1 protein-coding gene is annotated in these 1,175 nt (G+C 44.9%); it reads left to right on the top strand.

Annotated elements, in window-relative coordinates:
• Window positions 1-1,175: calcium-binding protein (locus A3766_RS03940; protein ID WP_082907027.1), on the top strand; the 1,175-nt coding region annotated here is incomplete at both ends.

The following is a 1,175-nucleotide window of genomic DNA, read 5'->3' as shown; positions in this document are numbered from 1 at the left end:
CGACCAGTACCGGCCAAGTATCTACTTTCGAGTTTTCTGATGGTTCCGAATGGGCTGAAACAGATATCTATGCTTTGATCATTAATTCTATTACCGAAGGTGACGACTATTTTGTTGCAGGTGATGCTGATGACGAAATTGATGGTTTGGCAGGGAATGACAGCATTTTCGGAGGTCAAGGCAACGACCACCTCAGCGGTGGGCAAGGTGACGACTCGTTGCTAGGTTATTCGGGCGCTGACCAATTGTTTGGTAATTCTGGTAATGATTGGCTCTATGGTGGTGAGGGCAATGATGAGTTGAATGGCGGTGCCGGGAATGATTACCTTAATGCCGGCGATGGCGATGATACCGTTAGTATGAATGTGGGTGAAGGCCATGATGAAGTGGTATTCGGTGGTGGCTTAAATACGCTAAACATTCAGGGTGATATCGACGCAAGTGACATTGAATTTAGAATGAAAGGTCGACACTCACTATTTATTAGCGCTGGCGAGGCTTTGGACTGGTCTGTTGAGGTCAGTTTGCATTTTGATAGAGACTATGGAAATTGGCGCTATCAACTTGATCACTTGCTTGTGAATGACACCGAGGTCGAAATTACCGATACGATAGGCGAGGTCATTGATATTTCTGGTGGTTACTATAATGGTTCAGGTTATGTCGTAATTAGGAGTAACGAAACGGAATCTTGGAATTATGCTTTAGGCACTGAGGGTGACGATCTAATTTACGGCACGGATGATGCCGCAATATTTGATGAACTTGAAGGCGGTGCCGGGAATGATCAGCTATATGGCAAAGCAAATAATGACATTCTTCGAGGCGGAGAGGGGCATGACGTTTTAGACGGGGGCGCAGGTGATGATGAACTTTATGGTGGAGACGGCCAAGATACCCTGATTAGTGGCAAAGGGAATGATCGTCTAATGGGCGGCTTTGGGGGCGATGTATATCGTATCTACGCAGGTTCTGGAGTATCTCGTATTTCTGATTTTTCAGAAGACTTTAACATCATTGAAATAGCGAATGATTTAAGCGCACAAAATGCTGCGCTTCACCAAAGTGGTGATGATTTAATGATCTCTTTTGAAACGGGTGAGAATGTCATTGTCTCGAACTATTTCGACTCAGGAATCCCAAGTGGCGTAATTGATGAAATACGCTTTGCCGAT

The organism is Oleiphilus sp. HI0132 (assembly GCF_001635845.1).
This window is presented reverse-complemented; position numbering and strand designations above follow the sequence as displayed.